General features: G+C 41.0%; 23 protein-coding genes and 1 tRNA gene. 4 read left to right on the top strand and 20 right to left on the bottom strand.

From position 1 onward, the window contains the following. Window positions 1-32: 32 nt before the first annotated feature. Window positions 33-1001, bottom strand: coding sequence for a DnaA/Hda family protein (locus E4K67_RS17030; RefSeq protein ID WP_135548820.1), 969 nt, complete (start codon window positions 999-1001; stop codon window positions 33-35). Window positions 1002-1085: 84 nt separating this feature from the next. On the opposite strand from E4K67_RS17030, the gene E4K67_RS17025 reads away from it, so the two are divergent. Further along, window positions 1086-2012 (top strand): amidohydrolase family protein, encoded by a 927-nt coding sequence (locus tag E4K67_RS17025; protein ID WP_206752210.1) that lies wholly within the window; start codon window positions 1086-1088, stop codon window positions 2010-2012. 7 nt (window positions 2013-2019) lie between these two features. On the opposite strand, the gene E4K67_RS17020 is transcribed toward E4K67_RS17025, so the two are convergent. The 11 genes from E4K67_RS17020 to E4K67_RS16970 form a co-directional block, all read right to left on the bottom strand. Beyond that, on the bottom strand, window positions 2020-2964 hold the full coding sequence (locus E4K67_RS17020; RefSeq protein ID WP_135548816.1) for a selenium metabolism-associated LysR family transcriptional regulator: 945 nt from the start codon (window positions 2962-2964) through the stop codon (window positions 2020-2022). 218 nt (window positions 2965-3182) lie between these two features. Then, entirely contained in the window at window positions 3183-3701 is a 519-nt protein-coding gene (locus E4K67_RS17015) for a peptidylprolyl isomerase (protein ID WP_243454523.1), read from the bottom strand. Between the two features lie 97 nt (window positions 3702-3798). After that, window positions 3799-4371 carry a DedA family protein gene (locus tag E4K67_RS17010; RefSeq protein WP_135549346.1) on the bottom strand — a complete coding sequence of 191 codons (573 nt, stop codon included), beginning with the start codon at window positions 4369-4371 and terminating at the stop codon, window positions 3799-3801. Window positions 4372-4564: 193 nt separating this feature from the next. Then, complete coding sequence (locus tag E4K67_RS17005; RefSeq protein WP_135548814.1) at window positions 4565-6040, bottom strand: SpoVR family protein; 1476 nt, start codon at window positions 6038-6040, stop codon at window positions 4565-4567. 23 nt (window positions 6041-6063) lie between these two features. Then, window positions 6064-7200, bottom strand: coding sequence for a sporulation protein YhbH (yhbH, locus tag E4K67_RS17000; protein ID WP_135548812.1), 1137 nt, complete (start codon window positions 7198-7200; stop codon window positions 6064-6066). An 18-nt stretch (window positions 7201-7218) separates the two neighbouring features. Beyond that, complete coding sequence (locus E4K67_RS16995) at window positions 7219-9120, bottom strand: PrkA family serine protein kinase (RefSeq protein ID WP_135548810.1); 1902 nt, start codon at window positions 9118-9120, stop codon at window positions 7219-7221. 170 nt (window positions 9121-9290) lie between these two features. Further along, window positions 9291-9503 carry a hypothetical protein gene (locus E4K67_RS16990; protein ID WP_135548809.1) on the bottom strand — a complete coding sequence of 71 codons (213 nt, stop codon included), beginning with the start codon at window positions 9501-9503 and terminating at the stop codon, window positions 9291-9293. A gap of 232 nt (window positions 9504-9735) precedes the next feature. Further along, window positions 9736-11064 carry a type I glutamate--ammonia ligase gene (gene glnA, locus E4K67_RS16985; protein ID WP_135548808.1) on the bottom strand — a complete coding sequence of 443 codons (1329 nt, stop codon included), beginning with the start codon at window positions 11062-11064 and terminating at the stop codon, window positions 9736-9738. Window positions 11065-11339: 275 nt separating this feature from the next. Then, window positions 11340-11873 carry a cob(I)yrinic acid a,c-diamide adenosyltransferase gene (cobO, locus tag E4K67_RS16980; protein ID WP_135548806.1) on the bottom strand — a complete coding sequence of 178 codons (534 nt, stop codon included), beginning with the start codon at window positions 11871-11873 and terminating at the stop codon, window positions 11340-11342. Then, entirely contained in the window at window positions 11873-12403 is a 531-nt protein-coding gene (locus E4K67_RS16975) for a hypothetical protein (protein ID WP_135548804.1), read from the bottom strand. Before E4K67_RS16975 ends, cobO begins: the two co-directional genes overlap by 1 nt. Before the next feature lie 109 nt (window positions 12404-12512). After that, window positions 12513-13781: a tetratricopeptide repeat protein gene (locus E4K67_RS16970; RefSeq protein WP_135548802.1), complete on the bottom strand. Its 1269-nt coding sequence runs from the start codon at window positions 13779-13781 to the stop codon at window positions 12513-12515. Window positions 13782-14384: 603 nt separating this feature from the next. Between E4K67_RS16970 and E4K67_RS16960 the strand changes: the two genes are divergently transcribed. Further along, window positions 14385-15176, top strand: coding sequence for a polysaccharide deacetylase family protein (locus E4K67_RS16960; protein WP_135548798.1), 792 nt, complete (start codon window positions 14385-14387; stop codon window positions 15174-15176). Between the two features lie 9 nt (window positions 15177-15185). Here E4K67_RS16960 and E4K67_RS16955 read toward each other — a convergent pair whose 3' ends face one another. Together E4K67_RS16955 and E4K67_RS16950 are read right to left on the bottom strand one after the other, a co-directional pair. After that, a complete protein-coding gene (locus tag E4K67_RS16955; protein WP_243454521.1) occupies window positions 15186-16190 on the bottom strand; it encodes a tetratricopeptide repeat protein in 1005 nt (334 codons plus the stop codon). Window positions 16191-16325: 135 nt separating this feature from the next. Beyond that, entirely contained in the window at window positions 16326-17195 is an 870-nt protein-coding gene (locus E4K67_RS16950) for a YitT family protein (protein ID WP_135548796.1), read from the bottom strand. 279 nt (window positions 17196-17474) lie between these two features. Here E4K67_RS16950 and E4K67_RS16945 point away from each other — a divergent pair. Together E4K67_RS16945 and E4K67_RS16940 are read left to right on the top strand one after the other, a co-directional pair. Continuing rightward, a tRNA-Arg gene (locus E4K67_RS16945) sits at window positions 17475-17550 on the top strand. Between the two features lie 166 nt (window positions 17551-17716). Next, window positions 17717-18262, top strand: coding sequence for a hypothetical protein (locus E4K67_RS16940; RefSeq protein WP_135548794.1), 546 nt, complete (start codon window positions 17717-17719; stop codon window positions 18260-18262). Window positions 18263-18589: 327 nt separating this feature from the next. On the opposite strand, the gene E4K67_RS16935 is transcribed toward E4K67_RS16940, so the two are convergent. From E4K67_RS16935 to E4K67_RS16910, 6 genes are all read right to left on the bottom strand, one after another. After that, a complete protein-coding gene (locus E4K67_RS16935) occupies window positions 18590-19276 on the bottom strand; it encodes a dTMP kinase (RefSeq protein WP_135548792.1) in 687 nt (228 codons plus the stop codon). Window positions 19277-19532: 256 nt separating this feature from the next. Then, window positions 19533-20528, bottom strand: a complete 996-nt coding sequence (locus E4K67_RS16930; protein ID WP_135549344.1) for an ABC transporter ATP-binding protein — start codon at window positions 20526-20528, stop codon at window positions 19533-19535. Window positions 20529-20537: 9 nt separating this feature from the next. Beyond that, a complete protein-coding gene (locus E4K67_RS16925; RefSeq protein ID WP_135548790.1) occupies window positions 20538-21542 on the bottom strand; it encodes an ABC transporter ATP-binding protein in 1005 nt (334 codons plus the stop codon). A gap of 13 nt (window positions 21543-21555) precedes the next feature. Continuing rightward, a complete protein-coding gene (locus E4K67_RS16920; protein ID WP_135548788.1) occupies window positions 21556-22470 on the bottom strand; it encodes an ABC transporter permease in 915 nt (304 codons plus the stop codon). 4 nt (window positions 22471-22474) lie between these two features. Continuing rightward, a complete protein-coding gene (locus tag E4K67_RS16915) occupies window positions 22475-23413 on the bottom strand; it encodes an ABC transporter permease (RefSeq protein WP_135548786.1) in 939 nt (312 codons plus the stop codon). A gap of 213 nt (window positions 23414-23626) precedes the next feature. After that, window positions 23627-25252, bottom strand: coding sequence for a peptide ABC transporter substrate-binding protein (locus E4K67_RS16910; RefSeq protein ID WP_243454520.1), 1626 nt, complete (start codon window positions 25250-25252; stop codon window positions 23627-23629). Between the last annotated feature and the right edge of the window lie 247 nt (window positions 25253-25499).

Raw genomic sequence — 25499 nt, 5'->3', positions numbered from 1 at the left:
TCAAAGCATGAATAGAATTGTTTGGCTAAATATCATACTTGAAATACCTTTATAATAGTATTGTATATTTGTTCTAGTCTATGGTCTTTTGTCAATTTTTCTTGCATTTTTTTATGTGAGATTATCATGGTAGAATGATTGCGATTAAAATAACACGCAATGGCTGGATATGAAATCTGACAAAGCATTCGAATTGCATAAATCGCCATTTCTCTCGCTTCGTTCACCCTAGGTTTTCGACTAGGTCCTAGCAATTCATCAACTGGAATTTCCATTGATTGAGCAACTTGTTTAATAATATTTATAGGTTCAGTCGCGTTATTTCCTTTTCTTACTCTAGTTTCCCAATATGCCTGGAAACATTGCAAACTTAATTCATTTTCTTGTAATACTGCGAATTCAATAAATTGTTCAATGATCTTTAAAGCCTCTGCTAAATTGTCTGTTAAGTTTGCGATCATCCCCGGAATTTCTTGGTCCATAAATAGGTGCTTTTGCTGAATATATTCCACCATAAAACGCTCTAATTCATTGTCAAGAGGTACAGCTATAGGGACGGCCACTCCACTCAAAAAGCGTGAGGCGAGCCGCTTGCCTAGGAATTCAAGATTTGGGGTATCGCCTTCAAGTGTGATTACCATCTTGCCTCCATTTTCAATGACATATTCATAAGTATAATGAAGTTCCTCAATAGTTTTGACTTTACCTTCCAAGACTTGTAGATCATCAATCAACAGTAACCTCGTCCTACGGTATCGTTGCCTAAATGAATTAAGCTTATTATCTTGAGCCGCGTATGCGTACTGATGAGCAAATGCCAACGCATCCGCTAAAATCCCCCTCTCATGTTGTCCCCTATGTTCGTGGAGATACCGCAATATAGACGTTTTCCCTAGTCCTTTTTTTCCGTATATAAGCGTAACATCAGCAGCCTTCTCTAGTTCATAATGTTTAATCAGACGCCATGCTCGAATATTAAATTCACTTAAAAACAAGTTCACCTGTGCCTCTCCTTTATTCAATATTCAAACATGCCAGAACATGGATGTGCGCTATTTGGATTTATGCAAGGAGTTTGGTCTGAAATGTCGAATTATTTAGACATATTAAACTATTATACTGCTAGAAGGGAGTATAAGTTAGTGAGCCCTATACAACTAAGTAATACGAGCACTGAAACTGCAATGAATGATATTCATAAAATCTGCGATGCACACATCCATGTTTTCCCATACCGTTTAATGGAGGCGATTTTACACTGGTTTGTAAAGCAAGGGTGGACTATGCCCTATCGACAACCCATCGAGGAATTATTAAAGTATCTCGAAAACATCGGGGTAACGTCAGCTTTTGTATTAGGCTATGTACATAAACGAGATATGGCAGTAGGGATTAACTTATGGTTAAAAGACCTATGTACACAGTATTCATGGTTACACCCTTTTGCTGCCCTTCATCAGGAGGATCAGGCTATGGAGAGTATCTTAGGGCAAGCCCTCGATGAATGGAATTTTCCAGGTGTCAAAATCCATACATTCGTTCAAAAGGTTGCTGTTAATGACGAGCGTTTGTGGCCTATGTATCGAATGCTTTGTGCTAGACGGAAGGGGCTCATTCTTCATGCAAGTGGTATGCCGATAGAAAGCCCTTATACACGAGTTGAGAACCTTCGGGAAGTGCTCAGGTCCTTTCCCAATCTTAAGGTTACAATTGCGCACATGGGTCTCCCTAATGACTTCTCCCTCGCTGTTAAATTAGCTGCTAGCTATCCAAACGTATACCTTGACACGGCTTTCATCTTCGGTAATCCACGTTTTCCAGTGCAGGAAGAGTGGCTCAAAGCAATTGAAGCATATCCTACTAAATTTATTTTTGGGTCGGATTTCCCCGTCATGGATTACTCTCCCTTTAACGCAATCCAAGCCCTAAAGGAACTCTCTCTAACAGGCGATGTAAAAACCCTGTTACTTTGGGATAATGCCATGAGATTCCTGGATACAGAAATCTCATAAAAAGACCCTACGAAGGGTTCCTAACTTCTCGATCTGACCTCTGGCTTCTGAATTTGGTCCTCTGAATTGGCCTCTGACCTGCCAGATAACGGTAGTATTCATCCGCAATAGCAGTTAACGTCTTATTCCTACGGGTTAAGAGGTAAAACCCTCGTTGAATATAAAAATCTTCGACATTGGTCCATACTAAACCGTGTGAATCACCAAACTCTAAGGCATGCTTTGAAAGAAATGAGTATCCAATACCAGCGCGAACAGAATTTTTCACGGCTTCTGTACTTCCAACTTCTAAAGCTATATTAAAGTCATTTAGATCGAGCCCACGTTTCACAAGTGCCTCCTCTAAAGCTCTCCGATGTCCGGACCCAATCTCCCGGACAATCATAGGATTTTCCTTGAGTGTGTTTATATCAATAATTTTTTTCTGACTGCATGTATGCTCACTGGAGACTACAAACCCAAGTTCATCTTGCAACCAAAATTCTGAGGTTAGTTTTTCAGTATCGAATACTGACCCGATAACCGCAAAATCAACTTCATTGGCAAGAACTTTTTCTGCCATTTCAAGACTGTCCCCTATGGACAGTTTAAACTTTATTTCTGGATACAATTTCCGAAAAGAAGCTATGTAAATCGGAAGCAAATATTCGCCGGGTATGTGGGAAGCCCCAATATGTACTTTCCCGTTCATTACTCTTTCTGAACCACCGATTTCTCGCATTAGCTCTGTCCATTCATCGTTCAAGAGCAAGGCATGCCTATAAACAGTTTCTCCCTCAGGGGTTAGGGCAAAACTCTTGCCTTTGCGGTATAGTAATTTAACTCCTAATTTCTCTTCAAGTGCTCTCATCTGATTGGATACTGCAGGCTGGCTAATTCCCAATTTCCGCGCGACCACTGTAAAGCTCTGTTCCTCCACAACTTGACCAAACAAACGCAACAAGTCTAACATTAAAACACCTCCCTCCGCTGAAAATACTTTTAGTGTACATTTATAGATACTTGGCTAACGCCTAGCCTTCAGGCGCCGGCCATGAACGGCGAGTCTCCCTGTAGCCATGGCTGGTGAGAAGGGACCTTCAGAAAATTATCATTTCTGACTAGTAAGAAAAAGAGGGCTAGGCCCTCCTCTTTTCGTAATGTAAACTTATTTAAAACAAACAAGTAAAACTAAGCTTGCAGGGAAACTTTTTTCATTTTTTGATCTTCTAATGGCTTATCTCCACGATCTTTTGGAACACTGACAATTCGATGAACTTCTTCAATACCCTCAATGACTTTTCCAAAACTAGCATACTGACCATCTAAATGGCTTGAAGCCTTAACTACAATAAAAAATTGGGAACTCGCGGAGTTAGGAGCTGAGGTACGAGCCATTGAAACAACGCCGATATCATGTGTTAGATCATTCTTAAAACCGTTAGCAGAAAACTCACCAGGAATAGTTTGCTTACTGCCACCCATCCCTGTCCCATTTGGGTCGCCACCTTGAATCATAAAGCCTGGGATAACTCTATGAAAAATGAGACCATCGTAAAAGCCTTGAGAGACAAGAGTCACAAAATTCTTAACTGTTTCGGGGGCAATCAACGGATAAAGTTCAATTTTAATCATATTACCGTTTTCCATTTCGATTGTTACGATTGGGTTTTCCTTCAACTCTAGTTCTTGTGCATTTTCATTTGTCACCTGAGTGACCTCCTTTATGTTGGGTTTTTATCCCTTGTATTATACCACTGCACTTAGAATTTCCAAAACTGTTTGGAAAACCTTTACTGCACACTGTTTAACGTTTTCTAGGTTTAAAGTTTTTTAGCAAGAAATATGCAACTACAATTACTATGCCTCCTCCAATAACTAAGTCTGCTCGATGAAACATTGGTTTGAGCGAATTCCAATTTTGCCCTAGTTTCTGGCCTACAAAAATTAACAATGCACACCAAAAAAATGCACCTAAAGCCGTGTAAGCAGCCATCTTCACTGGATTCATTCTAGCAATGCCAGCAGGAAGGGAAATGAAGGTGCGTACGACTGGTAACATGCGACCTATTAAAACTGTCATTTCCCCATGTCGTTCAAATAAACGTTCTGTCCATGCTAATTCTCGTTCGTTGAATAAGATATAACGCCCATATCGTTTAAGGAAAGGCCTCCCTCCCCATACGCCGACATAATAGGCTACGAACCCACCGAAGAGATTGCCAAGAGTTGCGACGACAGTCGCTTGCCAAAAGCCAAAGTGCCCTAAAAACACCATGAACCCTGTAAAAGGCAAAATGATTTCACTTGGTAACGGAATACAAGCACTCTCAATAGCCATAGCAATAAATACCCCGAAGTAGCCAAACGACGAAATCATGGTTTCAACAAATTTTCCAAGTAACGTGATCGTTGCTTCCAAATTAGCCCTCCTTACTCTGACCTATCACTCAGGCAACCCCTTAATAGTTCTATTTTGTTCTCCTGTGTTCTCTGGCTCAATAAATCTAATGAGAAATCCTCTAACTAAAGCAGACGTTATTTCTAACATCTGCTTTGAAATCAGGAGAAATTCATTCCTTATTGACTGCCGTGTTAGGAACCTGTCGCCTATTGACTAGTCCATTAAACGCTTCATAGATGACCTTCTTTGTATCCACCACTGTTTCAAGCGCAACCGCTTTACCCCAGAGGAATTGAACAAGCGTAAGAGTTTTTTCAAGATAAGCAATATCGAGATCTATTCCTTCATGGCGGTGTTTGAGATATAGACCGCCCTTGCCTTCATAATCTCCTTCAATTACTACTATTCGGGGATGCCCGCCATTTGTTAATTGTTGGACTAGATTATCTCTCACTTTCTCCCATTCATTTGCCGTAACCTGCCAATGTGCTCCAACCTTTCGGAAATTGAATAAATTGAGTTCTTCAACCAATTCGCGATTTAGATGATTACGAATGAACGAAAGATCATTCTCCATCTCCCGGAGCTCAAAAAGTTCATCATCTGATTTAACTTTAGCAAGAGACTCCCATATTTTTACCCCCAGATAATATGGATTTAATCCCATACGAGAGGGCTGTACGACTTGGCTGTGCATATGCGCAAATTCCCACGACTCAGCATCAGTGAGATCAAGTTCATGCATGATTCTAGCATGCCAGAATGTTGCCCAGCCTTCATTAATGATTTTAGTCTCAATTTGCGGATAGAAATATAACGATTCTTCACGAACAATACTTACAATATCTCTTTGCCACTCTTCGAGCCCGGGTGCAAACTTCATAATATAGAGTAAAAGATCTTCATACTCCGGTTGGGGTAGACATTTGCATTCTTCTTCTAATAAATCTCCCCATAAATCTTCATAGGGTAAGGACGCTCTTTTGGTCCGAGTCTTCTGAAGCTCAACTTTGCTTTTTTCTTTTTCAGCACAATTTCCATTACAGGAATGTTTTCCAACACTGGCCTTGCCACTGCACATATGCCCTTCAGGTCTGCTCGGCACATTAATATTAGGAATATTTTTCATTTTTTCTTTAGTGCCTATGTGGGAGCGATAATCCACATGTTCTTGAATTGCCAGTACTGCATCTAAGGTTCGTTCAACCAATTCTCTGCCATACTGCGATTCATAGTCTCTGAGTTTGTCTGCATGAGCTGCCATACGTTCAACCATATCCTTAGGTGTCCGTGAAAAATAACGATTATTCTTAAAGAAGTCGACATGGGCATATACATGCCCGATCACGAGCTTATTTTGGGTTAGGCGGTTTCCCTCAAGCAAAAAAGCATAAGCTGGATTCGTGTTAATAACTAGTTCATAAATTCGACTCAAGTTCAAATCATATTGAGTCTTCATTCTGTAAAAGGCCTTTCCAAAACTCCAATGCGTGAATCTCACCGGCATTCCATAGGCGCCGAACGTGTATAACGTTTCTGCAGGTACGATTTCAAAATTCACCGGATAAAAATCAAGCCCCATACCACGAGCGACTTGAGCGATATCATTCGCTATGGTGCTTAAGGATTGCATTTCACTGTCCATAGCTACCCCCTACCTATGAGGTCTCACGAAAAGACCGTTTTGAGAGCGGCGTATACCTCGCCGCGCTCTCTAATCGTAACCAAGCGAAGTTTTGGATCGGTAATCCGTTTCAACGTTGACATTAAAGTGCTGGAATAATGTGTTCTTAAGATCTCCCCATACCCAACGACCTGACTTACTTCGACCAAACTTTTCATCAACGACAAGGCTCTGGAATTATCTGAGCCTATATTGTCGCCATCTGTAAAATGAACTGGATAAATATTATGATGCTCCGGTGGATAATCTCTTTCAATTAAATCTAAAGCGTATTTATACACGGATGAACAACGAGTTCCTCCGCTCTCCCCTCGCGTGAAGAATTCTTCCTCGGTTACTTCTTTAGCCTCCGTATGATGCGCTAAAAATCGTATCTCGACGTGTTCATACTTCAGTCTCAGGAATCGAACCATCCAAAAGAAAAATGTCCTAGAAATGTATTTTTCAAATTGTCCCATTGAACCAGACGTATCCATCATTGCTAATATTACTGCATTGGTCTCAAAATTCGGACGAGTCTCCCAGGTCTTAAAGCGCAGGTCTTCTGGGGTAATTCGCAATTTAACATCTTTCTTGAGGTTTTGTGCTAACGCAGACCTTTTGATACTTTCGAGCAAGGTACGTTTCTTATCAACATTTGCCATAAGTCCTTTCTTTCTAACATCATTGAACTCAGGGCGATCATGCGTGATAAGAGGCTTTTTTTTATCATCTAAGTTAGGTAGTTTTAATTCTTCGAAAAGAATATTAGCTAAATCTTCATATGTTATTTCTGCTTCATAGATGTCCTCCCCAGGCTCTTCCCCAGCGCCATTCCTCGAAGCACCTTTGCCCTTCCCCTGTTCACGACCCATGATCTCGCCCGGAACCATTTTCTTAGTTCCTTGACCAGTATGATTCATTTTATTAAAATCATACTTAAAGCGAAACTCCTCCAGAGAACGCATGGGAATCTTGATGTTTTTCTTCCCATCAGTCAAGATAATACTTTCATCAACTATTAAATCCCCCAGTTGATGCTTAACGACTTCTTCAACTTTTTCTTTGTGCCTCGTTTGGTCGAGGTACCCTTTGCGGTGTAAACTCCAGTCATCACGACTCACAATGATGTCATCAGCCACGCTTATCCCCCTTTCTCTTTAACGGTTAAGGAGGGCCCCAACATATTTCACAATTTCGTTAGCACAGATTGGGCAATAACTGTGCTCATTGACGAGACGATCCATAACATTATTGATTCTTAACAATTGTTCCTGATCAGGATGATCGATAGAGGTAGTAATCTTCACAATATCCTTAAGATCCGCAAATAGCTTCTTCTCAATGGCTTCTTTTAACCGTTCATGTGAAGCGTATCCAAAGGTCCTTCCCTTGCGGGCATACATCGAAATACGGATTAGGATTTCCTCTCGAAACGTTTTTTTGGCATTTTCTGAAATCCCAATTTGTTCTTCAATACTACGCATCAGTTGCTCATCAGGCGCTAATTCTTCACTGGTTATTGGGTCGTATAATTTAGACGAATTGCAAAAGGCCTCAACATTATCAAGATAATTGTTCAATAGTGACTTGGCCGATTCTTCGTAGGCATATACAAATGCTTTCTGAACTTCCTTCTTAGCCATTTCGTCATATTCACGGCGAGCGACAGAGATCAAATTCAAAAGATTGTCTTTTTCTTCTTTCATGATTGAAGTATGTTGAGACAAACCGTCTTTTAAGGCCCTTAAAATATCTAAGGCATTTATACACGCATGTTCATCTCGAATTAATGCCGTAGAAATACGGTTGATAACGTAACGAGGATCTACTCCAGCCATACCCTCGCCTAATTCTTCTCCCTCCATCATTAACTCTTTAATATCCTTTTGATTAAATCCCTCCACATCTTCTCCATCATAGATTCGCATTTTCTTAACCAGATCCATGCCTTGTTTTTTTGATAGCTTCAAGCGAGAGAGGACGCTGAAGACAGATGTTGCCCATAAGCTATGGGGGGCAATATGCACATTCTTGATATCACTTTGGCTTATTAGCTTTTCGTAAATCTTCACTTCATCACTGACTTTTAGATTATAGGGAATGTGCATGACAATAATTCTGGACTGCAGAGCCTCATTCTTTTTGTTTGCTATAAACGTTCGATATTCACTTTCATTCGTATGGGCTATCACAAGTTCATCTGCGGAGATTAAAGCAAATCGTCCAGCTTTAAAATTACCTTCTTGTGAGAGACTTAAGAGATTCCAGAGAAACTTCTCATCAGATTTTAGCATTTCCTGAAATTCCATCAAACCTCTATTAGCCTTATTGAGCTCTCCGTCAAATCGATAAGCACGCGGATCTGATTCTGATCCGTATTCTGTAATTGATGAAAAATCTATACTCCCAGTCAAGTCCGCAATATCTTGCGACTTTGGGTCAGATGGTGTGAAAGTCCCAACCCCTACCCGCTGTTCTTCTGAAAATAGTATTCGTTTGGCAGGAAAACGTTCAACTTCTCCACCAAATTCTTCATCTAAACGCAAACGACAAACTGGGCAGAGATTCCCTTCAATGCGGATGCCATACAATTCTTCGAATTGCGGACGCAACGAAACAGGCAAAAGATGCAGCGGATCTTCATGCATTGGGCACCCGTCGATAGCATAGACTGCGCCTTCGTCTGTCCTTGTAAAGGCTTCAAGCCCACGCTTCAAAAGGCTAACAATTGTCGATTTCCCACCACTAACAGGTCCCATTAAGAGCAAAATTCTTTTGCGAACATCTAAACGCTTGGCTGCACTATGAAAGTATTCTTCGATAAGACGTTCTAACGTTCTATCTAATCCAAAAAGTTCTTTGTCAAAAAATTTATACCTTTTCTGCTCTCCAATTGTTTCTACCCCAGCCGCTTTGATCATCGCATAAATTCGAGCATGAGCATGATATGCCAATTTGGGGTTGTTAGTTACCATTTGTAAATAGTCTGCAAACGTTCCGCTCCACGCTAGGGCGGCCTCTACTTCGCGATATTCACGCAACCAATTTATGACTTCCATGGTAGCCCTCCCTTCTCCAATATCATCAAGACTTGCCTGGTTATAGTTGAGTATATGCCTAGTCAAGGAAGATAAAGCATATCCACGTTCTTCTTTTCGAAAACATAAAGAGAAGAGCATCTCTCAAAATAGAAATGCTCTTCTCAATATGTCATAAATCAACAAATATCTCACTTAATTTTTTCTAGGTCCCAAGGATCATAGGCAAATTCACCAGGTAAAATATCTAATCGAGCTACAACAAATACTCCAACTTCATCGCGATCAAGTCGAACTACAGTTCCAAGGCAGTGATTACAAGTCTCAACACGGTCTCCGACTTGAAACTGATGCTGACGCCGAAGGGAGTAGCCCGTTTCATATTCACGTTTTGTCGTTTGCATACGTTATACCCTCCTTTTTCTAATCTTATTATAATATATTTTTATATTAACATAGCCTCCACTGAAAGTCTATAGCAATATCAGAAAATTCAAGCTTTTTAAGTGCTATAATAATCTAAAGTTTTTGTTGTTTCTTATTATTACCTTTTTCTTATATAGTAAATATAATTTTCCGCATTAAAGAAGGGGTTTGTAAAAACTGGTAAAAAGTTTTTACAAACCCCTCGCATATTTAATACATGTGCAAATAACGATCAAGTTCCCATTGCGTAACTGTGAGTCTAAAGCTATCCCACTCCTCAGTTTTCGCCTCAACAAAGCGATGATAAATATGATGGCCCAATGCCTCACGTATGACAGGATCTTCACTTAGTGCCTCCAAGGCTTCTTTCAAAGTTCCTGGCAAAGAAGCAATTCCCAGTTCTTTGCGTTCTTCAAGTGTCATAGCATAAATATTCAAATCTACGGCTTGCGGCGGAGTGAGTTTGTTTTTAATACCGTTAAGCCCTGCTTTAAGCTGAACTGCAAGAGACAAGTAAGGATTGCAGGAGGGATCTGGGCTCCGCAATTCTATGCGGGTCGAAGAACCTCTTTTGGCTGGTATCCGGATAAGCGGGCTTCTATTACGACCTGACCAGGCTATATAACACGGTGCTTCATAACCTGGTACAAGCCGTTTATATGAATTAATTGTAGGATTCGTGATGGCTGTAAAGGAATTCGCGTGTTTCATTAGTCCTGCAATATAGTGGTAAGCGATTTCCGAAAGCTCCATAGGACCCTCAGGATCATAAAACGCATTTTTACCCCCTTTAAAAAGCGACTGATTACTGTGCATACCAGATCCATTAATGCCGAAGATTGGTTTGGGCATGAACGTAGCGTGTAAGCCATGATGTTGAGCGATTGTACGTACAACAAAACGGAATGTAGCAATCTTATCAGCAATATCCAGAGCATCTGAATATTTAAAATCAATTTCATGTTGGCCTGGGGCCACTTCGTGATGAGATGCTTCAATCTCAAAGCCCATTTTTTCCAAGGTCAAAACCATATCACGACGAGCATTCTCCCCAAGATCTACTGGGGTTAAGTCAAAGTAGCCTGCTTTATCATGGGTAATTGTTGTAGGTCGTCCCTCTGCATCCGTATGAAAAAGGAAAAATTCCAATTCTGGTCCGACATTTAAAGTGTACCCCATATCTGAAGCTTCATTTAACACTCGTTTCAGAGCGCTTCGCGGGCATCCTTGAAAAGAGGTTCCATCAGGGTTATACACATCACATATGAGTCTTGCTACTCCCCCTTCTTTGGGGCGCCATGGAAATACAACAAAGGTATTCGGATCCGGTCGCAAATACATGTCGGATTCTTCAATACGCGCAAATCCTTCAATAGAAGAGCCGTCAAACATGAGTTCTCCATTTAAAGCCTTTTCCAGCTGTTCAATGGTAATGGCAACATTTTTGAGAATCCCAAAAATATCAGTAAACTGTAGCCGAATGAACTTTACCCCTTTTTCATGGGCTTCCCTCAAGACGTCTTCTGTGGTCATCATCATGATAATAGCTCTCCTTTCACATTACAAACTAAAGGAAACTAAGGCTAGCACTATGCCTACAGGGACTTTTATAAATGACTTATGTTTCCTGCAGGCAAAAAGATGGCGCGAAGGTACCTTCCAGAAAGTTATAAACTAAAGTGAAATCAGTCTGATATTTTCTCCTAGTATAAAAAATGCCCATGCTTCACCCCTCAAGGCTCAGCACGGACTCCTGTGTCCTACTTTAATAAGTATATCCATTGTCATTTCAATTTACAAGCTTGAGCTGAGTTTTAATACTCAATTCCTAGACGAGCCATAATTCCTTGTTCAAAAGGATGTTTTCTTGGAACCATTTCAGTTACAAGATCTGCTCTTTCAATGAATGTCTGCGAAGCATTGCGACCGGTTAAAACCAACTCGACATGGGACGGTTTCATACTCAGTAATTCTAAAACTTCACTCTCAGGTATTAGGTCAAACCAAAGCGCGTTAAATATCTCGTCAAGAATGACAATATTCCACTCTCCCGAAACAATGATTTCCTGAGCTCTTGCAAAGGCTTTACGTACTTCACGGCTATGTTCCTCGATATTTTCTCCTTTGTGCACCCAACCAGGGGCTCCAAAGTGTTCGAGTTGACATTCAGGCTGCAAGCGCTTCAGGCCTTCTAGTTCTCCGTAGCCGCCCCGCCCTTTCATGAACTGAATAATATAAACGTGTAAGCCGTGACCTACTGCTCGAATTGCCAAGCCTAAGGCAGCGGTTGTTTTCCCCTTGCCTTCTCCGGTATAAATTTGAATCAAGCCTTTTGGAAAATCGACCATTACTCTGCACCCCGTATCCAATTTTCAAGTTGTGGATGTATATAAACAATATTTTGGGACGTTTTAATCTCTGGAAATCTCTCTAAGGTTTGTCGACTAAAGGGAATTGAAAAAAACAACTTGATAGCCGACTTTTCATCCATCGCTCTTAATTCCACTTTATCGGGATATAGGTAATAAGAATAATTACCATCTCGCCAAGTAATTTCTACTTCCCCAAGTTTGACACATATTATTCCGAATTCATTAACCTTAACGGCTTCAACTCCAGTAAACGGATGTCTTAGATATTCTGCTTCTAGGGCAACTTGTCCAACTCTAAATTGGGATTCTAAGAGTTGTTCAACAATGAGTCGAGCTGGGATAGAAATGTCTTCGAATACCCGGCGTTCACTTCTCAGTTCTTCAAGGATCTGTTCAAATTTTTGGACATGAATTGATCGAACTTTTTGAGCCTTCTTCAAGGCTTTTTCAAAGGAATGATATACATCTTCCAAGCATTCAAGGAGTATTGCATCTTCCTCACGCATGTTGATTCACCTCCATCCCTCTTATCATTAAAGAATCTCTATATAGTCTATTCTAACTGAATCCGCATCATTTATAAAGCTGTTTTTATATTTTTTGGAAATCATTTGCTTATCTCCCTAACTTTTTGCGTCTAAGGCGTTTTGAAACCCGTTGAACTCTGCTCTCAATCCAATCAGTCGTCATTCCAGCATCCCGTCCCATTCCTAGGGCTTTCCAGTAACATTCCAGAGCATCGCGGAAATTACGTTGTTTTTCGTATAATTCGGCTAATCGAACTAAAGCCTCCAGTGCCAATTCACCTGGTGGTCGACTCAGGTCTTCTGTTAGGTCTTGAGAGTTAACTGCCGCTACCTTGCGCTTACGAATTTCTTTAAGTGCCGCCAAGGATTCGTATATTTCACCAATCCGCACATCATCTATCTTCTCAAAGAGACCTACAGCCTTTAAATAATAGAGTTCCGCCTTATCTAAATCCATAGAAATAAAGAATAAACCCGCTAAGCTTTGATAGCGTAAGGCAAGATCTAAATCTTGCGCGGAATAATACTGGATTGATAATTCTACATAATACTTTGCTTCTTGATAGTTTTCTAAAAATTGTACGATTTTACTTAAGAAATAACAGCTTTCACTAAATATAGTCTTTGACTCGAATTTCAAACAGAGTGCAACCGCTCTTTGTTGACATTCAAAGGCCAAATGTATTTCATTGTGTTCAAAATGAACTAAAGCCAAATATTGAAGTGTATTGGATAAAGCAACTGCATCATCTATTTGCGCAAAAATTTGGCAGGCATGCCTTAAGTATCGTGTTGCCTCTGTTTTTTGCTCACGTTGAAAGCATAGTTCTCCGAGAAGGACATCCAACTCTGCCTCCCCTTTGGGAAATCCATTAGAACGACAGATCTCGAGTGCCTTAATATAGGCTTTATTAGCCCTAGTCCAATCTTCAAGCGTAGCATATACTTGACCTAGGTCTGCATAGAGCATACCTAGCCTTAATGGTGGAGAGGTGCTAGGGTAAACAGATATGGCTTGCTCATACTTCTGGCCTGCCTCCCATAGCATTCCCCTTTTAACTGAGACACTGGCTAATCCTGCCCATGCTTCAGCCATTCCTTTAGAATTTTGAATCTCTTGGCAAATACGTAATGCTTGTTTAAACCCTTCTTCCGCAAACTCTAAATTTCCTAAGCGCACTCTCACTGTAGCTAACAGTCGCAACGTAAATGCAATTATTTCAGGAACAGCGAGTTGATAAGCGGTTAAAAGGCCCTGCGAAAAATACGTTTCGGCTTTTAGATACTGTTCTTCTCCTAGACATTGTGTTCCGTCCTCCATAATGGTCCGCCAAACTAATAACTCCGCATCGTGCATATTATCGCCTCCGTGTCTGTTCCATCATATGCACCAGGTGATTTATAGGGAATATAATATAGAGAATTATAGATAGGAACTTTAAGAAGAACTAGCTTATAACCTAGACATAAAAGTCGAAATATGATAATCTATTGCCAAAGAAGGGAGTGTTTTAACTCTATGAATACATATCGTCCAACCCCATCTTCAAATTATTGGATGGTTGCACTCAAACTTCTCATACTCATACTAGGTCTTTACATTTCTGCTTTAGTCTTAGGTAAAGTTTTCACATGGGTGTTTGCAATAACATTCTTTCTGATACGCTTGATTGTTCTCTTAGCTGTCTCGTTTATTGTAGTGCATTTTTTTCTGAAAGTTTTGTTTAAACTTGATTTATTCCAGTTTGTGATGCGCAAAATCAGGACTCTTCGTTAGATTCTATAGCAGGACCACTTCATGATTTGCCCCTGCTATAATTCCTTAGCTTGCCTTACAGAGCCTGGAAAATTGATATTTTATGACTATTTAAATTTAACGCCTTTAAAGGGCGTTTTTTTCTTTTTCACCTCATGAACTGGCTTTCCAACGAATATCTTTCAATTGAAGGGGGAATGCCAAATGCGAATTATCATTTTCAAACGTCCGTCTTGGCGTAATATTGTGCTCTGGGGAATCCTATTGTTCGTTTTAGTAGCTTACCGTGAGAATGCCACGTCTGTATTTTCTGGAAAATTGAAACCGATATACTCAGCAACTGTCCAAACCCAATCGATCGGGCTGACCTTTGATATCAGTTGGGGGGAAAAAACAGCAGAACCAATCCTTGATATTCTCAAACAGGAAGGGGTCCATGCTACGTTTTTCCTTTCAAGTCCGTGGGCAGATAAACATCAACCATTAGTGCAGAGAATAGTGCTTGAAGGTCACGAAATTGGTTCGCATGGCAATCGTCATATCGATCTAAATACCTTAGGAGCACTCGAAATTGAGAATGAAATTACCACTTCCCAACAAGTGCTGGAACGAATAACAGGTCATTCAATCCGTTTAATCCGCACACCCAACGGGGCTTATAATAACAAAGTTATAGCAACTGCTCATAAGTTAGGCTACCGAGTAATCCAATGGAGTGTGGATTCTCTAGATTGGAAACGCCCCGGACCAGGTGCTGTTATTAATAACGTACTAAACGGAATACAACCGGGACATGGAGCTAAACCTGGGGACATTATTTTATTTCATGCCTCAGACTCTGCACCCGATACCGTTCAAGCCTTACCAACAGTCATTAAGCGCCTAAAAGACAAAGGGTACAGTTTAATTCCAGTCGGCAAGTTGCTTGCAGAGTCGAGCAACACTTGGCCACCTGAAAGCAATCTGAAGGAAGAACCTATCGCTCCTGCCAACTAAACATTACAATTAGCCATTTTCAACCACAATCGAGTGTAAGCGTTTATCCGCATTTTGTCGCGTTGTCACTTGGTCAAGTGATTTTTGGGCATCCACTTTTAGCCCACCTTCAAGTCCAATTTCCAGAGCACGTTGAAGCAAAGACTTACCTTCTTGCAGTTGTCCTTTGCTTAATGCCTGAACCCCATTCACATATTTAATATAGGCATCTCCCTGGGGGAGCCCTTTTAGTACTCTAAGGCTATTAGACAACTCTTGTATGTCGTTTTCCTGAATTGCAAGAACTGCCTTTTTGGTCTCAAACAACGTATTCTTAGGATACCAGGTTTGAGCCACGATTATTTGGCTAAGCTCCTTTGCCTTATCCCATTGGCTTTCTCCAAGGGCTAAGTCGAAAGCGACTGTCAGACATGCTGGATTTTTGGGTTCTAAACGCTGGGCCGCTTCGAGCTCTGTCTGAGCTGCTTGATGATCACCCATAATCATTGCTGCCTGAGCCAGTGTCAAATGACGCAACGTTTGTGCATGCTTGGGTATGCTTTTCCAATCCAATTCTGCTTGCCTTAAGACTTGACTTGACTCCTCCACATCCCCTTTGGACATTAATACCAAGCCCTGCCCCAGCTGACCCAACGGCGTCTGATCTAATCGTGGCAAGATATCCTGAGCTTCTGTCATCTTTCCTTTTTGTAAGTTAAGTAAAAATAACCAAAATTGATGTTTTTCATCTTGATACAGGGCTAATTTAGATTCTAAGTTCTCCCCACCGACATTAAGGTCAAGCCATAAGGCGGCATCTTTTATCATTCCTAGCTTATTCAATAAGCCTCCATGCGCGCCCCACCACTGGAGTTCCTCCTGCACTCTTTGAACGTCGTAAACACTCTCCGCTTGTCTTACACGCTCCAGCCGCCATATAAAAGGCGAGGAGGCGACCATTATTATAACTAAAATTAAGATCAAGAACGTGGTCTGTCGACGTCTCCGCAGACTACGTTTATGCCGCTTTGCCAATTACAATCCCCTCGTTCCCATCCTCTTCTCTCTATCTTTCACTCTACTCTTGTTTTCTCTATACTACACTACTTCCCATCTCTTCAGTTTTCTTCAGTTTTCTTTAGTTTTCTTCAGTTCTCCTCAGTTCTTTCTCTAATGTCCTTTCCAGGTTGAAAAGCCTTCACCGACAACTTCGGGCACTTCGGAAATCGCTACAAAAGCCTGAGGATCTTGCTCACGCACGATTTCTTTAATCTGAGATAATTCTGCGCGGTTAATAACACAATATACGACTTTTTTAGCCTCCCCTGAAAAAGCTCCGGTCGCTTCAAAAAGCGTAACCCCTCGCTCAAGCTTGGCCATGATTTCATCAGCAATTCTCTGAGGGTGTGTTGTCACCACCATGACCGATTTAGAGTGACTCAAACCTACCTGCACAAGATCAACAACTCGGGTACAAATAAACATATAAATCATCGCATACATAGCCATCTCAGGTCGGAACATGATCGCAACTCCAAGAAAAATAACCGCATCAATTCCCAGTAGAATTTGCCCCACACTAAAGGAAGTTGTTCTAGCAAACAAGACCGCTAAAATATCGGTTCCACCCAGCGAACCTCTGGAACGAAAAATGATACCCATCCCAATTCCCGTAAGTACCCCTCCAGATATTGCAGCGAGCAATGTATCATGAGTCAATGCTGGGAGGTTTGCGGTCATTGAGAGAATGGCAGAGAGTATCCCAACACCCGCAATACTAAAAATTAAGAAATCGCGTCCTACCGTCCGAAGGCCTAGAATGAAAAGTGGCAGATTCAGCAAAAGGACAGCCCAACTAACCGGCCAATTAAATAAGTAATGTAAAATAATAGCAATTCCCGTAACCCCACCATCCGCAATTTGGTTGGGTATTATCAGTGTGTTGAGACTCACACCTACTATTGTTGAACCTATTACGATTCCAACAAAATGTTTCAATAATTGGAACGTAAAATAATCGCGAATACCCCTCCAGTGCACTAGAATCCCTCCGTTCTTGCCTCGTTATCATCGATTTAATCAGTGAGACCTCCACTTCACAAGTGGGAATGGTAGCCCATATGTTCAACTTCAGCTGGTGGACGAGTTCACTGTCCTCGTAGAATTATACTTCAGAGTCCCCAAAGAGACAACTTTTCAGTATTTACCAGTTAGCTCTTATTTATAACAACCTAATTTTCAAGGACACTTCACTTCGCGACTCAATAATGCTTGACAAAATACTCATTAATTAGTAAAGTAATGAAGTGTTCTCAGCATGCGCTCGTAGCTCAGTGGATAGAGTGACGGTTTCCGAAGCCGGTGGTCGCAGGTTCAAATCCCGCCGGGCGCACCAAAAGAGACATAGCTTTCCGTCAAGGGAGAGGTATGTCTCTTTTGGTGCAGAAATGTATGGTAATATGGATGTCAGTCTTATCACATTATGTGGACAAACGGGAGTTTGCCTGATAATAAATGGCTGGAAGTTTGAATGAAATGATATGTGAAGAGATGGTAAGTGCGTGAAAGAGAATATAAAATTCGCAATTTTATTTCCATGTATTCTCCTTGCTGGAGGCTTACTATACCTCGTTGCGCACGAATTAGGGCATACTATCGTTGCGATCATTTGCGGGGCGGAAATAACACAGTTTAGTATTCTCAATGCCCACATGTCGTATAATGGAGGAACATTCAGCAAGGTTATGTATTCGCTATTCAATGCTGCGGGAATGTTATTACCAATAATATTAATAGTGCCGATTATCATTTCTTACAAACGGAACAAAAAGAGTATACTTTATCATTGCTGTTACATAACGGCTTGCTTATGGGGTATTTCACCTCTTTTGGCATGGCTGATTGTACCTGTTGTTAGTCTGTTGGATTCTCCACCGCAAGGAGATGATGTTGCAAAGTATATTATGAGTTCAGAATGGCATCCCATGACAGTATTCGCATGTGCTTTGGCCATCTTAATAGGGTTGCTTGTACTTGTAATTAAGAAGGGGATCATTCCAGAATTCATTGAAATTATAAAAGGCTTTTCTTATAAAAATAATTGCTAAGAGCATAATGTTTTTTGCGTTAAAAGTATTGGACAAATTCTGATTTAGCGATTGAACCATAAGTATGCCAGCCTGACTTACAAAATCTTTTTTCCACCATTACCTCCAATAAAGTATTTAAACCACAACTATGTTGTGGTTTCTTTAATACTGGTCCATTTTATTTCAATTCTAATACATATATAGTTTCTTGAAAAAAGAGGGTTGGTAAATTTGATTTACCAACCCTCTACCCATACTAATTTACAACCTGACAAGCCGTGTATTCTTATTCCTGCTTATCTATCTATATACTCTACGCTCATTCTAGCACTTTGATTCTTAGACTTAAGCATCTCTTCTTGATATCTCGACCATGACAAGCTTATACACTTCTTCATGGATTTCATCGATCGTTTTTAGAGCGTTATCACTTATACACCTAACTTTGTGCCAGTTATATTTACTCGCAACTCGATTTGCGTTGGTATACGATTTTATAAGATATTGTTCATCCGCCTCATGAATATCTTGTGAGACATCTAGGGCTTTGTTAGTTCTTTTAGAGATAAGTCCAAAGCTGTATTCTGGTGGCATGTCAAGATAGATTACATAATTCGGAACAGGCAGTCCGAAAATATTATATTCAAAATCATATAACCAATTGAGAAATTTATCTCGCTCTAAGTCTCCATCAATTTTTGCAGCTTGATGAACCATATTAGACGTAGTGTAACGATCAGCCAAGATAATGCCACCTTCTTGATAAAAGGCTTCCCATTCCTTCTTAAAAGAAGCATATCGATCGACTGCATAAAACGAAGATGCAATATACGGACTTATTGTGTCAGGGTCTGTTCCAAACTCTCCATTGAGATACATTTTTACTAAAGCTGATGATTCGCTTGCATAATTCGGGAACTCTATTTTTTTAACTTTATAATTCTCAAATACTAATCTTTGGAATAGTTTTTCTGTCTGTGTAGCCTTGCCACTGCCATCTCCTGCTTCAATAATAATGAGTTTTCCTTTCATCTATCTTCCTCATCTCAAAATATCATCTTTTAGTACTAATCTAATACTGATGTGCTGATGTGCAATTTCGTTATAGCTCGCTTAATATTCTATGTAATTGTAACACTTCTTGAGTAAGAATTACAGTCATCTCCCAGTCAAGTTAAGCTGGAGGATGACTGTAACTGGAGTTCTGGGTTGGGGGGATTTTGAACATATTTAAGAAGTCGGGGGAAATCCAACTTCTTAAATATTGTTACCTGACTCATTGTCGCACCTAAAGCAGATGACAAGCAGCAACGTGATTACTTCCAAGTTCCTTTAATTGAGGAACTTGCTCTGAGCACACTGCTTTAACATAGGGGCACCTAGTACGGAAATAGCAACCCGAAGGTGGATCAATTGGGCTGGGCACAGTCCCTGAGACAACAATTCTCTTTCTGGTCGCCTCAACTCTGGGATCAGGAATCGGTATAGCTGATAAAAGAGCCTGGGTATAAGGGTGCTGTGGATTTTTATAGAGTTCAAAACTATCGGCTAATTCTACAATTCTTCCGAGATACATAACTGCAATTCTATGCGAAATATGCTTAACCATTGACAAATCATGGGCAATAAACAAATATGTCAGACCCAATTTCTCTTGTAATTCTTCCAACATATTGACGATTTGAGCTTGGATGGATACGTCGAGAGCAGAAATGGGCTCATCGCAGATAATTAAGCGGGGATTTACCGACAACGCTCTGGCAATCCCAATTCGCTGCCGTTGTCCGCCGGAAAACTCATGTGGAAAACGGTTAGCATGCTCTGGGTTCAATCCGATAACCTCAAGGAGTTCGTATATACGATCTGTTCTGGCCTGACCGGATGCCAACTTATGAATATCCAGCCCTTCCCCAACAATGTCCCCTACCGTCATCCGAGGGTTGAGAGAAGCATAGGGATCTTGAAAGATCATTTGCATCTGGCGTCGAAGGTTGAGTAAATCATTTCCTTCGGCCTTTGTCACATCTTGTCCTTCAAAAATTATTTGCCCGCTGGTGGGTTCATAGAGACGAATGATTGTTCGTCCTGCTGTGGACTTACCACAGCCACTTTCTCCCACAATGCCCAGGGTCTCCCCTTTCCTAACTTTGAAGTTGATGCCGTTAACAGCATGGACTACTTTTTGGTTTTGACCAAAGAATCCTCCACCCATGGGGAAATGCTTGACAAGATCTTTGACTTCTAAAATAATCTCTTCTTTTCCTAAAGTAACATCTTCATTCATAGCCACTGACTAGCCCCTCCCTTCGAAGGCGACTTTAGGCGCCTGAGGGTGCTGTAGCCAACAGGCAACTTGATGTCCGTCATTAATCGGACTGTACTCTGGCATTTGGTCTGTACACACTTGCATGCAGTGTTCACAGCGTGGTGCAAACCTGCAACCATTAGGAGGATTGAGCAGATCAGGCGGAGTGCCCGGAATAGGAACTAACCTGCCCTTTTTAGTGGCATCGAGACGGGGAATAGACTTTAGCAAGCCCCAAGTATACGGATGTTGAGGATGATAATAGATATCATCAATACTACCGCTTTCAACAATCTTACCGCCGTACATTACGATTACCCTGCTACACAAGTCTGCAACAATGCCCAAGTCATGTGTAATCAAAATTACAGAAGTGTTTATCTTTTCCTTGAGATTTCGCAATAAATCTAAAATCTGCGCTTGAATAGTTACGTCAAGTGCCGTAGTGGGCTCGTCTGCAATTAAGAGTTTTGGACTGCAGGTCAGAGCCATGGCAATCATGACCCTTTGTCTCATTCCACCTGAGAACTGATGAGGATACTGCTTCAGTCTGCTTTCTGGGTTCGAAATGCCAACTAAATTAAGCAGCTCTATTGCGCGCTTGTTAGCAGCTTGACCGGATAAACCTTCGTGCTGTTTTAGTACCTCAGTTAGTTGTAAACCCACAGTTAACACAGGGTTAAGAGAGGTCATAGGATCTTGGAAGATCATCCCCATTTCCTTACCTCGGATCGATTGCATCTCTTTTTCACTAATATTTACGATATCTCTGCCTAAAAAATTGATACTTCCCCCGACAATCTTACCGGGTGGCGTAGGAATTAGACGCATTACAGTTTGTACCGTTACGCTTTTACCACAACCTGATTCCCCAACTATGCCAATTGCCTCTCCTTGGTCAATGTGAAAACTTACTCCGTCTACCGCTTTTACTTCGCCAGCATAGGTAAAGAAGGAGGTTCTTAAGTCTTTCACTTCGAGTAAACGTTGCATATCTGTTCCTCCTCTACTTCCGCATTTTGGGATCGAACGCATCCCGCAAACCGTCCCCAACAAAGTTAAATGCCAACATAGTTATCGCAATTGCCGCAGCAGGGAAAAATAAAGCATAGGGATACGAGGGAATGTTTAACCTACCGTCTGCAGCGAGGGAACCCCAACTGGCATAAGGGGGTTGAATACCAATCCCGATAAAGCTCAAAAAGGCCTCCATAAATATGGCCGAAGGAATTGCCAAAGCGGACGTGATAATGATTGGCCCAAGAGCATTAGGAATTAAGTGTTTCAGCATAAGACGTGAAGTGCTAGCACCTAAGGTTCGAGCAGCCAGAACATATTCCTGTTCTCTCAATGCCAAAATCTGGCCCCTTACAATCCTGGCCATTCCCATCCAGTTCACGATTCCCAGTACAATCATAATGTTTAGCAAGCCACCCTTGCCCATGACTACCATGAGCAAAATTACATATAACAATTCGGGAATACTATAGATTATATCGATAATCCGCATCATCACATTATCGATCCTACCACCAAAATAACCAGAAATTCCACCGTAAAATACACCAAGGCTCAGGTTAATTAAGACAGATACAAAGCCAATGGCTAAGGAAACTCTTCCTCCGTACATTAACCTAGCCATTGTATCACGGCCCAAAGCGTCTGTACCGAAGGGATGAATCCAGGAGGGTTGGAGATATTGATTCATTAAGTCATTGGTATAGTAGTTGTATTGAATGAGACGCGGCCCGAAGAAAGAGAAAAGAATAAGGATCAGCAGAGTTATTAGACCTGCCATGGCCAACTTATTTTGCTTAAAACGTCTCCAGGCATCTTGCATCATAGTTGTACTGGGGCGGTTAATATGCTCGGCAGAGATCTGGGATATTGCGGGTTCAAATAAGTTTTGTGCCATTTTCATATTACTACGCCCCTTTCTGACCAGTGAGTTTTATCCTAGGGTCAATAACTGTATAAGCTATATCCACCAACAGGTTAAATACCACTAATAGACTACAGAACAGTACCGTCATGCCCATAATGGTAGAATAGTCGCGGTTAGTAATTGAGGTAACAAAAAATTGTCCAATTCCGGGAATTCCAAAAACAAATTCAACAACAAAGTTCCCGGTAAGAATATAGGCGAAGAAAGGACCCAAATAGGTGATGACTGGTAATAGTGCGTTGCGCATAGCATGTCTACCAATAATTACGTATCCTGGTAACCCCTTTGACCTAGCTGTACGAATATAATCTTGATTTAAGACATCCAACATGCTTGTCCTCATCAAGCGCGTAATTTGGGCAATTGGAAAAGCCCCCAACGCGATAGATGGCAAGACTAAATTCCTGAGTGCTCCATTATTCCAGCCGACAGGTGGAAACAAGCCAAGCTTGTACCCTAAGTAGTATTGTAAAAAAGTCGCCATAACGAAACTGGGAACAGAAACACCAATAGTAGCTATAAAAGTTGCCACGGCGTCTGGAGTTCTATTGTGCCAGAGAGCTGCAATGCTACCAAGAATCAAGCCCCCACCGAGTGCAAAAATAGAGGCTAAAAAGCCTATGGTCGCTGTTTTTGGCAGTCCGTCCTTAATAAGGTCGTTAACAGTCCTGCCTTCATAGCGAAAGGTTGGCCCCAGATTAAACTGTGCTACATTTTTCATGTAATCAATATACTGTTTCGAGAGTGAGTCATTCAAGTGGTAACGCTCTTCTAAATTCTTCATTACTGCTGGTGGAACCTGTTTTTCGCTAGAAAAGGGACCACCGGGAATTGAGTGCATTAGTACAAAGGTAAGCGAAACCACTAAAAAAAGTACCAGTAACGCCGATGCGATCCGCTGCAATAGAAATTTTGCCACGTTTATCCCCCCCCGACAAGGATTGACTATAGTCCGCTTATTCCTTGTCAATTTGTTATAATCCAACTAGATTATATTATATACTGAATACTTCATACAATTAAACTATATTATATTGTCATTTTTGGAATAATGTTCTTTTGAATACACATGAAATGGAGGAGGGCCGCAATTCAGCCCACCTCCATCGTTGCAGTATTTAGTTATTATGGTCTATTCTACAGTAGCTAACTTAAAATCTATAGGTCCAAGGGATGAACGGAATACGCCTTTGATATTATCTTTCATAACCCAAGGAAGGGTATAGAAATAGATAGGCATTATAGGCATTTCATCCATCAAGACTTTTTCAGCAGCATGCATTGCGGCAACACGAACCTTTTGATCGCCAGATTTATTAGCAATTTCTTTGATTTGTTTGTCGTACTCAGGATTGGACCAACCTGTTTGGTTGTTTCCGCCCCCTGTAACAAACATATCCATGAAAGTCATAGCATCAGCATAGTCGCCAATCCAAGCAGCGCGGGAAATATTGTAGTTGATTGTCTTTTGGGATTCAAGATAGACAGCCCATTCTTCATTACGCAACTTAACATCGATACCTAGGTTGGTTTTCCACATATTTTGAATTGCTTCAGCCATCAGTTTGTTGTCAGATTTAGTGTTGTAAAGAATCGAAACATCTGCAGGCCAATTCTTGCCTTCAGGATATCCAGCCTCAGCTAAGAGTGCCTTAGCTGCAGCAACATCTTCTTTGATATAGTCTCCGCCTACTACGCGGAAGTCTTTGCCTTCTTCAACATCCACCATACCAGGAGGAGTATAGGCATAAGCAGGTAATTGTCCACCCTTGACAACTTTGTCAATTAACATCTTACGGTCAATCGCCATAGCCAAAGCCTTACGAACCTTGACATCGTTAAACGGCTTCTTAGTTACGTTAAAACGATAGAAAGAGGTACCAATATAAGGATCAATTCTCAGGACCTTAGCAGCCTTGAGGCGATCAATGTCCTCAATTGGAATATATTCAGATCCGTCTATCTGTCCGCTTTCAAACGCTGTAAGTGCAGCTTTGATATCTTCTAGCAGCTTGAAGGTGACTTCAGACATCTTAACATTCTTAGCGTCCCAATAGTTTTCGTTTTTAACAACAATGACTTGATCATTATGTTTCCACTCTTGCATTTTGAAAGGACCGTTAGAAACAAAAGTCTCAGCCTTCAAAGACCATTCCTTGCTTGCTTCAACAGCCTTCTTATTAACCGGGTACAGAGTATGGAAAGCAGTTAAGGCAACGAAGTAAGGAGTTGGAGCAGCCAAGGTTACTTCTAACGTCTTAGGATCTACAACTTTGATAGCAACCGCATCAGCGGTACCTTTTTGGGAGTTGTAGTCTTCAGCACCCTTGATATAGTATAGCTGATAGGCATACTCAGAAGCCGTTGCAGGAGCCAAAGCACGAAGCCATGAATATTTGAAGTCTTCGGCGGTGATCGCATCGCCATTACTCCATTTAGCATCGCGAAGTTTAAAAGTTATGACTGTGCCATCCGTGCTTGTTGTCCAGCTTTCGGCGATACCCGGCATTACCTTTTCCCCTTCGCCTTTGCGAGTCAGTCCTTCAAATAGTGCTGTCTGGATATGGGACTCCGGAACACCTGTAGAAATGGCTGGATCTAAGGTTTCGGGTTCTGCGCCTGCGTTATAACTAGCTTTCATGACTTTTGCTGAGGCATCTGGTTGTTTGCTACCGCCGCAGCCTGTCAGTAAAACACTGACTGCTAGCACCATTGCTATGGCTACTGATAAGCTTCTTTTCTTTCGAATTTTAAACACTCTCCTTTTCTATTTGTATTATAAATTTTGAATTGGAAACGATGGGACCGTTTTTAATTGTCCTCCATATAGTTTCCAACAGAATAGTATTCTGTATACATAAGCTATATTCCTGCTTTACAAGAGAAATTTGTCGAATATTTTTAATACAGCGACAAAGAGCATTATTAAGAATCGTAATATTAATATTAATATTTGAGACTCCTTAAAGTAGTTGGGAACTAATTGTACTAAATATTTTCTTCTA

It is taken from the genome of Desulfosporosinus fructosivorans, assembly GCF_004766045.1.
In the GTDB taxonomy this organism is placed as follows: Bacteria; Bacillota; Desulfitobacteriia; order Desulfitobacteriales; family Desulfitobacteriaceae; genus Desulfosporosinus; species Desulfosporosinus fructosivorans.
The sequence above is the reverse complement of the archived record's forward strand: the minus strand, read 5'-3'. Positions and strand labels throughout refer to the sequence as shown.

Coding starts and splice junctions, on each gene's coding strand:
- E4K67_RS17025 (WP_206752210.1), top strand. CDS start 1,086: ATGTCGAATTATTTAGACATATTAAACTATTATACTGCTAGAAGGGAG.
- E4K67_RS17020 (WP_135548816.1), bottom strand. CDS start 2,964: ATGTTAGACTTGTTGCGTTTGTTTGGTCAAGTTGTGGAGGAACAGAGC.
- E4K67_RS17010 (WP_135549346.1), bottom strand. CDS start 4,371: ATGATTTCGTCGTTTGGCTACTTCGGGGTATTTATTGCTATGGCTATT.
- E4K67_RS17005 (WP_135548814.1), bottom strand. CDS start 6,040: ATGGACAGTGAAATGCAATCCTTAAGCACCATAGCGAATGATATCGCT.
- E4K67_RS16995 (WP_135548810.1), bottom strand. CDS start 9,120: ATGGAAGTCATAAATTGGTTGCGTGAATATCGCGAAGTAGAGGCCGCC.
- E4K67_RS16990 (WP_135548809.1), bottom strand. CDS start 9,503: ATGCAAACGACAAAACGTGAATATGAAACGGGCTACTCCCTTCGGCGT.
- glnA (WP_135548808.1), bottom strand. CDS start 11,064: ATGATGATGACCACAGAAGACGTCTTGAGGGAAGCCCATGAAAAAGGG.
- cobO (WP_135548806.1), bottom strand. CDS start 11,873: ATGGTCGATTTTCCAAAAGGCTTGATTCAAATTTATACCGGAGAAGGC.
- E4K67_RS16975 (WP_135548804.1), bottom strand. CDS start 12,403: ATGCGTGAGGAAGATGCAATACTCCTTGAATGCTTGGAAGATGTATAT.
- E4K67_RS16970 (WP_135548802.1), bottom strand. CDS start 13,781: ATGCACGATGCGGAGTTATTAGTTTGGCGGACCATTATGGAGGACGGA.
- E4K67_RS16960 (WP_135548798.1), top strand. CDS start 14,385: ATGCGAATTATCATTTTCAAACGTCCGTCTTGGCGTAATATTGTGCTC.
- E4K67_RS16935 (WP_135548792.1), bottom strand. CDS start 19,276: ATGAAAGGAAAACTCATTATTATTGAAGCAGGAGATGGCAGTGGCAAG.
- E4K67_RS16930 (WP_135549344.1), bottom strand. CDS start 20,528: ATGAATGAAGATGTTACTTTAGGAAAAGAAGAGATTATTTTAGAAGTC.
- E4K67_RS16925 (WP_135548790.1), bottom strand. CDS start 21,542: ATGCAACGTTTACTCGAAGTGAAAGACTTAAGAACCTCCTTCTTTACC.
- E4K67_RS16920 (WP_135548788.1), bottom strand. CDS start 22,470: ATGAAAATGGCACAAAACTTATTTGAACCCGCAATATCCCAGATCTCT.